The sequence below is a fragment of the Halorhodospira abdelmalekii genome, assembly GCF_016583625.1.
Taxonomy (GTDB): Bacteria; Pseudomonadota; Gammaproteobacteria; order Nitrococcales; family Halorhodospiraceae; genus Halorhodospira; species Halorhodospira abdelmalekii.
In genome coordinates, this window is record NZ_NRRN01000078.1 from 1 (window position 1) to 7,817 (window position 7,817).

The following is a 7,817-nucleotide window of genomic DNA, read 5'->3' on the forward strand; positions in this document are numbered from 1 at the left end:
GAAAGCGCGCTTGCGCTGTTGGATACCATCGGCCATACCGGCACATCTCCTTGGGTGAATGAGATCGTGCCGACGACGATGAAGGACTAGCCGGGACTATGGAATACGGGGTCTAGCGGACGCGTACCATCGTCGCATCCTCGGTCAATGACCCCGATTGGGTCATGACCAAGTGTGGTCGATGGGCGGGAGCCCTGCCGCGGAACGGCCGTCCTGGGCGATCTGCTTGCCCTATAATCTTTTCTTAATCAAAGCCTTCGATGCGGTTCTGCACCAAAGGCCCGCGGAGCGGATTAGTTCAACGCTTCGCGTAACCGGCGGTCAAAAGCGGCAAAGCGAAGCGGCGCTGCTTTTGACCGTCCGAGTTCACGCGATTGTTAGCTTTCATCCCGCAGCTTTTCCGGCAAGGCAATTTTCCCGCTTTCTACATATTCACCGAGAACACGTAACCGTCGATAGTGTGCTAGCAACAGCTTTAACGTCACCTCGGGGTTTTTGGTTCTCTCGTTTAGTGAGGCCAAGCCGCCAAAACCGAGATGCTTTGCCACTTCTTCCGACATTTCGTTTAAGGCCTTTGCTTCGGCAGCCGAAAGCGCAGCAAACTCCCCTCGCTTTTTCCGACGTTGATATGCCATCTCTAGGCGGGCTTTGTCTATCCGCTTGATTGCTTCTACTGCGGCAACTCCAGCCCCGAGCAAAATACCCACCGATTTTGCAACCTGAAGAGCAACATCCGGGTTTAACAGGATGTCAATCCAACCAGGCGACGCATATTGAATGGCAGCAATTTGCGGCCTATGAGGGACAGGAATCTGGTGGTGCAGTACAGTATAAATATTCACGTAACTATAACCACCCCGCCAAGGGTATCCCTCTAAAGCGGTGTCTATTCGCTTTGCATTCCGAGGATCGAGGCCAGAATCAAAGCAGTATATGAACGCGTGGCTCTGCGAATACGCGTGCGGGAACCCGTATAGATCTTCCAACTCCCACCGCTCATCCATCAGAGCTCTATAGACTTGCGCCTCTCTCACCTATCCTCCCCCAAAAAGCTAACGCTGCAATCACACGCTTGTCGCGTGCATTGCTTTGTTAACTTTGCTCGGTCATTTCTTTGTACATTTTCGCTATCTGAGCAAGTCGAGATGGCCTGCCTTTCCCCCTGCCCATAGGATGCCGACCGAGTATTTCATCTACTTTACTTCTAAGAACTCCGGCCAACAAGAAATCTGAACTATTGTCTTCCAAGAAATCTTTCTTGTTGTTCTGGTCGAAATCCTTCAATCGCTGATACTCTTCAGCACAAACCTCACGAAGAGATTTATCGCCATAGCATACTGTGGTCCTGATAGTTTCAGGGGAGTTGATGTTTAATGCCACGAGTTCGTCATAAAGTTGGCCAGCGTTTCCGGAAAAATCTATACCCACCGCCAGCTCTTTACGCATTCGGGCAACAAAATCGTAAACATCATCAAATTCGCCAGTTCTATGACTGAATCTTTCTTCGGTTTCAGCAAGAAGCCTCTTTATCGTTAAGTCTCCAGCTTTTGTCAAAAGCCCTAACTGATCAATAAATTCTCTCTCGGGTTCAGAGAGCTCTCCACTTAGCGGCTTGTATTGTAGATCGTGCTCAACTTCATTAAAAACATGCGCAAGTAAACTGCAAACTTGTATCTCGCACGTAGTGCCTTTCAAGTTCTCATTAATTCCCGTTAAATCTTCATCCGGAAGAAATACTTGGCAGTGCGTCGCCCGATAATGAAGCCCTTGTTCATTGCGATCCTTTGCTTCAATAGTTGGCTCTTCCTTTTCTTTCCCTACAAAAGCTTTTCTTATTTCTTCGACTACTTGCTGACGGTCCGATTCAAGATATGTTGCCACCCTCACGCCAGCCAAATCGCTGATTCCGTTAAAGACCTCATCAACGGAGTCGTATCTTTGACGATGATCATCCTTTCTCAACTTATCAACGAAACTTTTTGGTGCCTTAGCGCGCCGCTGAACCGTTGCACGAACAGTAAGCTTCTTGTGCACTATGTCGTAGCATTTTTGATATACGACCTCCGCCATTTTTTGAAACCTATCGTGCTCCCTTGAATAGCGATCGCCGCAATCTTTTATCATTTCTTCAGAAAGAGGCATTATTCCTCCAATAAAGTTAACGCAGTCCATAACCGGCCGCCGAAAGCGGAGCGACGAAGGAGCGCAGCTTTTGGTGGTCCGTGTTGATGGGTTTGTTAGGCGAGTTCATGTCAAGTTCTGCATCCCTTAAGATAAAACCTCCGTAACGAGGGCTTGCAAGCCCTTGGGACCTTCCACAATCTGAAACTTGAACCGTGACCCAGCCTGCCAATATTTCCAAGGGACTTCTTTTAATCCAGTCGCATGGACGAATATGTCGCCGCCAACATCGCGACGAATGAAGCCGTACCCCTTCAGTTCGTCAAACCACCTCAATACCCCTGTTTCGGTACTGCCAACCTCTAGATCCGGCTCTTTTTCATTTTCCGCATCATCTGACGAAACTCTAACGGATTCAATCAACGCTTCAGTGAATGCTTTTAGTCTCGGTGGCGGGTTTCTTCCTTGAGGTACCTTAAAACTATGTAGCACCGATTCTATCAGCCGGATGGCTGTCTCGCACTCAGCCCGACAGAGAGTTTCATCGCTGAGCTTATTGCTCAACTCTAGAGCGTACTTGGAAGCTCTGCTGCTATTGAACCGAGGCATAGCCAGCCCCATAAGTTGGATTCGCAGCAACATAAGAATGTGATAGATATATCCCCGCATAGACTTGTCTAAAGCTCCTTGATTAAATAGTCTATGCACGGTGACATAGCTTAGACCCGAAGCGAAGTAAATCGCCGGATTGTGATCACCAACAAAAATTCGCGCCTCATAAGCTTTCAGCAGCTCCCCATAGTAGCGCGGGTGGCTATGGGGCTCGTTGAGGAACATCGCCAAAAATGATTTGGTTTGAGCGGTTAACGTAACAATGTTGCTCTGTGGAATGGGATCAAAGTGGTACTGCTTGGAACGCCGCTCATAGAAGATACGGTTCGCACGATCTACTGCCGCCTGGTGCGAATTGTAGAAGTCCTCAATCTCTTTATGGAAAGGCGTGAGCGATTCTAGAGCTTCCGGCATTACCGAGGTCTGCCAATTGGTAGCCTTAATCACTTCACTAATGATTTCACTATCGTCAGTTACTACAAGCTTGATCGGGACAAAAGTCGTGGAATCTATTTCTGCACGGTTTTGGTGTATTACGTGCGTGGTTTGACATCCATTGACTATCTGAAAATCAGATATTCTAAAAACATCACCCGTCCTGGATATACTGCGTGCAACAATCGTAATCCCATTGTTAAGCAGGGGGAAACGGCCCTTCGTACCCCCAGCAATAGTTTTTGCAATCTCTCTATTCACAGGATTATTCCCTTGATAATCCCGAACATTGTCATAGAATAGATCTCTATTTAGTTTTCCGTCGTCGTTGGTTATGAGTCGCAAAAATTCGTCGCCTGGCATTAGGCTAAGATACGCCTCATCGACCCCAGGTATGGAAGGAAAGACGGCTGTCTTATTAAGTTCAACCCGCCTTGTAACACCACGCTCTAGCTCTCGGTATATCGCCTTTAGAAGTTCGGAACCTATTGGTATAGCTTCTACGCTAGAAAATAGATGCGTTGATTCTAGCGTACTGACGCCGTCATTTAGCCTTGCGCGGGGCTCCGGGTCGTCATTCCAAGTGCCAGCCGTAACATAGTACGCGTGACATGTGGGATTCTGATCCATCGCAATGCTGAGATCGTAGACATCGTTTTTTAGTTTTCGCAGCGCTTCCAGTTCAGCATTGAAACGAATTTCCGGTTCATTGGAGAAAAACTGAGAGACTCCATAGAGAAAAGTGCCAATGCCGCCCGCATCGAACGCTGGCGACGTTTTAGCTTGGACAAAAACAAACTCGAAATCTAAACGCCGAAGCTTAGCCTTAAAGAAATCAAGGTCTTCTCTGCTTCTGACAGGGCGGCCGTTGACTAGAATAACTGCGCCATCAATCCCGCCGTCAGCCGACCCACTTACGAGTACCTCATCGAGCTCAACGAAGTCGCACGAGTGAAATTTTCGCAGGACCACGGATGTTGCGAACGCTTCGAACACCTCGGAGGAGTCGTCGTTCGAAAGGTTGCGTGATTCCGCAAAACTCTTAACGAAGCCTTTTAGAACTAGATCTTTCATTCTTCCGTGGCCCTCTTGGAACTTGATATATGGTGAAAATAAGTAGAGCCCTGTCGAATTCCGGACATTTGGTGACCGCCTAACGCAGAGCTTACCGGCGCGACGAAGGAGCGTCCGGTAGAGCGCCTTGTTGTGTGTTGGCCCCCATCTGCAATAGGTCTATAAAATCGGAACCAGCAGCACTTTTGATGGGGAACTCGTTACTTTGAAGCTCCCGAACAATCTCTGGAAGCCGATGTATGGTTATTCCGTGCTGGGCGATAAGCTCTACTTCCTGCTCAGATTTGACGTTATTTATGACCAGCTCGGAGGACCACTCGCCGCTCCACAGAGTCTCCATAAGTGCCCGTTTCTTGGTGGCATGGAACTTTCCCTCTACCCACTCGGCGACACCTTCAACAAGCTCTTCCTGAGAGCGCGCTGCGCTATTTGCAGCCCGTCCGGTCTTTCGTGCAGCTTTGGGCACCTTAGAGATGTAGCTGACTGGCCTCATTGAAGCCTGGACCTCAACATGGCGACAGACCGGGTTTTCGCCCGATCTGAACTTCACCGCAACCAAATCAATCTCGTTAACGCCGAGACGGATACCACGGATAGTGAAGTAACCCTGCCTATTCAGCCACTCTTCAACAATTTCTTCGGCCAAAAGGGCCATACCATTACCTCGTTATGGACACACAACGATTAGCGTAACCGGCTGGGTTTGGAGCGCCAGCGGAAAAGCCAGTCCGGGTTGACGCTTTTGTTAAGAGTCATTCACCGCGACGCCCTGCCGGGGATCATAAACTCTCTCCCTGTCATCTCGGACGATATTTCGTCAATGAATTGCAATGGAGCCGTTTCAAGGAATTCTGATAGGAGCCAGTTATGCTGACAATCAAAATGGCTGGCCAATGCATCCGGCGTATAGCGTGATAGCTCGCTTAGTTTGTGCATCGCCGCGAAGGTGATGGTCATTTGAGACCGCAATATATGGCCGTTTACATTATTGTTCCGTTTAAGATACCAAAGCCTCTGTGGACCGCAAATATAATGTACGTGGCGCCTAATACGCCTATGGTAGTTTTGATAACGCCGCAAGCTGGCGGGTTTCTGCTGAGGCCTCCAGCTAAACCGATGGCGCAATCGAACCAAGTACCGATCGTCATCTCCAAGCTCTCTTTCAAAGGCTGTCGGAAGCCGGTTCAATGTGTTTTGGTTCGCATATTTTTCCCGTAACTCCGCGACGAACCACGCCTCATGGGTATTGCTAGACCTTACTATGGCGGGAGCATTAATTGGCACAAATAGCTCCGGGTTTGAGTGGTATGTGAGGTCAAACGCTCTATGAATATAAGCCAAATTGTAAAGCAACTCTTTCAGCGAGTATGTTACATCGTTTGCAGGCTCGCCCAGGTGTCGGCACAGTGCCGGTAATATCCCGCCAGTTTTGAACTTAACAAACTCATTTGACAGCGACGTTCGTCCGCCAACTGTATACCCGGTTACGCCGTGTGCATCGCTAAATGCTTGTCCCTTTGCTAGCAATAGAGCCTTGGTAGCATTCAGAAAACAGTAGTATGCAGTCAGTGGGCGGGCGGTCTTGGAAAGAGTTTTTGTGGCTTCATAAAAAGACCGCGCTTGACCCCAGTAGAATCTGGCCTTCGCCAAATGTTTTCGCTTGAGCCATAGGTCGACATAGTCCCAAGTGTCTGTCACCAGGACAGTCTTCTCATCGAAGTGGGGTTCCGTGACTGCCTTATGTATGGTCAGCACTTTCCCCTTATGGTGAATTTCACGAAACCCCATACCTTTCCTTATGACTCTTAACGACTGCGTAATGGGCGCGAGCTTGCGAGCGTCCCAATTGACGCATTTGTTAGGCGGGTTTCACCAATCCATATTCGCAGCACGGTCATGAACCCCGGTTAGATAATCAACAAAACTTTCCATATCATCAGTAGATGCCATGGCGCTTCTGTACGTAGAATCAGAGGCGTACGTGAGAATACTAGGAAGTGTGCTTTTTATATATATCACTTCAGGGAAATCATTTGACTCCCAATAGAACTGCATAAATTCCTCAATTGCGTCTAATGCCTCTTCTTCCTGAAACTCAGTTCCACTCTGCATAGAGAATCGCGAGCTTCCTTTCTGATGGGGCATAAGCAGTGGTACAGCCCCAGCTCCTGAGTGGATTTGAAATGCCTCGCCGTTTTTTCCAAATGCTCCGTGAGCCATGTAATTTCTTATTTGCCTCTTGATCGCAACTAATTTGTCATAGTGTGGCTTTACCGATGAATCCTGAATGTCGAGACAAGCTTTGAACTTTGAAGCCCAATCTTTATCCGCTAGGTTTGCAACATCTTCGCCAGTCAATAATTGCCCCCTCAAAATACCAGCGTGAATGAAGACATGCTCAGTAAAGCTATAAAACGAATCAATCGCTGAGAGGGCCAACCATTCCGCCTCTCTCTTCAGATCATAATACGGAATATGGACACTCCAAGAATTTTCAGAATGCTGAGTCTTTATTCTTTCATCTTTTCTAGAGATTGCTTCTGTTGCTTTTTCTTTGAACGTCCTAACGAAAAACTCGTACCTATCATGCAGTCTGTAACTGTGATTCAGAACATTCAATGCAGATTTCTTTGCTGCTTCGCTTGCAATCCATTCGAAGTAAGGCTGGGCTACTTTAACCGCTTTTTTGATTTTTTTGACAACTTCTTGACATTCAGATTCCTGATTTTCCTTGTCTGAAGCAAACAAGCCCATTCCTAACTTCCTATGCTCCAGCAGATAGGCTGTTCCGTTGTAGTCGATTGGAACTGACCAAGATACTTTTTCAAACTGCCCTAGGTTTTTATAACCGAGGAGATCCACGAAGAGAAAATACACTAAGTAATAAGGAGGTAAGCTCCTACCAGCATCCGTGCGGTTTGCTGTAAAGAGAAAGTCTTTCTCAGCCTTGGTGCCTTTTTCTACTGCGGAGGCAATAGGATCAAGAGTCCTTCGAACTTGCTCTTTCAAAATTTCAATTTCATCTGGAAGCTTCATTGTGTTGCCTGTACGCCTAACGATTAAGCGTTTATCTGGTGTGCGCGCGCTGCCGAGACGGCCTGTTGTCGCGGGGCTCCCGCGCGCAGACCAGATAAACGGTTGTTGGACTAATCCGCTCCCGGCACGGCGTGGCGGTCGGCGCGAGCACGCTCTAGACAGAGGGGATTGTATTGTCGCGGCCGGTCCACTCGGCAGCGACGCGTGGGCGCAGCCGGGGGTCGAGCCGGGGGAAGAGGCGCAAAGATCGGCATGTGCGTCAGTTCCTGAGGGGTCGAAGTCGGTGTCTCTGGGTCAATCTTAAACCATTTCCCGAATTTCAGGCGAGCGCGGGCGCCGACCGTTTCGGGCCGGTCCAGCTGGAGAACCCGACGCGGTCGGTGTCAGGCGCGCAAGCTGGCACCTCCCCCGAGGTCTCGGCGCGGGGGGCTCAGGCACGCGATCACGCGCAACTGGCCAGCGCGGCATGTCGGGCACGGATAGCCATCGAAGGGGGCTCGCTCGCTGGCTTCTTCGGCCTGCGCTGTCGCGGCGGGCGC

The 7,817-nt window shown here is 49.1% G+C and carries 6 protein-coding genes; all 6 read right to left on the reverse strand.

Translation table 11 applies throughout. The features are described from left to right. Window positions 1-377 precede the first annotated feature (377 nt). The 6 genes from CKO15_RS12880 to CKO15_RS12905 all read right to left on the reverse strand — a co-directional run bounded on the left by CKO15_RS12880 (window position 378) and on the right by CKO15_RS12905 (window position 7,278). On the reverse strand, window positions 378-842 hold the full coding sequence (locus tag CKO15_RS12880; RefSeq protein WP_200197001.1) for a hypothetical protein: 465 nt from the start codon (window positions 840-842) through the stop codon (window positions 378-380). Window positions 843-1,092: 250 nt separating this feature from the next. Further along, window positions 1,093-2,142 (reverse strand): GTP pyrophosphokinase, encoded by a 1,050-nt coding sequence (locus tag CKO15_RS12885; RefSeq protein ID WP_200197002.1) that lies wholly within the window; start codon window positions 2,140-2,142, stop codon window positions 1,093-1,095. Between the two features lie 126 nt (window positions 2,143-2,268). Then, complete coding sequence (locus tag CKO15_RS12890) at window positions 2,269-4,242, reverse strand: AIPR family protein (RefSeq protein WP_200197004.1); 1,974 nt, start codon at window positions 4,240-4,242, stop codon at window positions 2,269-2,271. 91 nt (window positions 4,243-4,333) lie between these two features. Next, window positions 4,334-4,897 (reverse strand): PDDEXK family nuclease, encoded by a 564-nt coding sequence (locus tag CKO15_RS12895; RefSeq protein ID WP_200197006.1) that lies wholly within the window; start codon window positions 4,895-4,897, stop codon window positions 4,334-4,336. A gap of 101 nt (window positions 4,898-4,998) precedes the next feature. Continuing rightward, window positions 4,999-6,030, reverse strand: a complete 1,032-nt coding sequence (locus CKO15_RS12900) for a YaaC family protein (RefSeq protein WP_200197008.1) — start codon at window positions 6,028-6,030, stop codon at window positions 4,999-5,001. A gap of 81 nt (window positions 6,031-6,111) precedes the next feature. Continuing rightward, window positions 6,112-7,278: a hypothetical protein gene (locus CKO15_RS12905; protein WP_200197010.1), complete on the reverse strand. Its 1,167-nt coding sequence runs from the start codon at window positions 7,276-7,278 to the stop codon at window positions 6,112-6,114. Window positions 7,279-7,817 lie beyond the last annotated feature (539 nt).

Coding starts and splice junctions, on each gene's coding strand:
- CKO15_RS12885 (WP_200197002.1), bottom strand. CDS start 2,142: ATGCCTCTTTCTGAAGAAATGATAAAAGATTGCGGCGATCGCTATTCA.
- CKO15_RS12890 (WP_200197004.1), bottom strand. CDS start 4,242: ATGAAAGATCTAGTTCTAAAAGGCTTCGTTAAGAGTTTTGCGGAATCA.
- CKO15_RS12895 (WP_200197006.1), bottom strand. CDS start 4,897: ATGGCCCTTTTGGCCGAAGAAATTGTTGAAGAGTGGCTGAATAGGCAG.
- CKO15_RS12900 (WP_200197008.1), bottom strand. CDS start 6,030: ATGGGGTTTCGTGAAATTCACCATAAGGGGAAAGTGCTGACCATACAT.
- CKO15_RS12905 (WP_200197010.1), bottom strand. CDS start 7,278: ATGAAGCTTCCAGATGAAATTGAAATTTTGAAAGAGCAAGTTCGAAGG.